The organism is Streptococcus sp. KR (genome assembly GCF_002238115.1).
Classification (GTDB): domain Bacteria; phylum Bacillota; class Bacilli; order Lactobacillales; family Streptococcaceae; genus Streptococcus.
Window position 1 is genome coordinate 1 of the sequence record NZ_NGVM01000301.1, and the last position, 241, is coordinate 241.

A 241-nucleotide genomic window follows, 5' to 3' on the forward strand; every position below is an offset into this window, starting at 1 on the left:
GGAGGTAACTATGAAAAGAATAATTCCAGTTTATATATTCCAACAAGTAAATGTCCTATTGGTATCTCTATACTTATTGAAATTTCTTTGTATCGGTGAGTTAACTATACTACAGATTCTCTATAGTTCGTCACTCATTTCTTTTTTATGGATGTATGGCCAACGCAAACAAGCTCATAAGGTCAATATGAAATCTAGGATGAAATGGCTTGGTATTGGATTCGTTAGCCTACTGATTATA

At 32.8% G+C, this 241-nt stretch carries 1 pseudogene; it reads left to right on the forward strand.

From position 1 onward, the window contains the following. Positions 1 to 10 precede the first annotated feature (10 nt). Positions 11 to 241 (forward strand): annotated as a pseudogene (locus CBI42_RS12045) (CPBP family intramembrane glutamic endopeptidase); the annotation flags it as partial.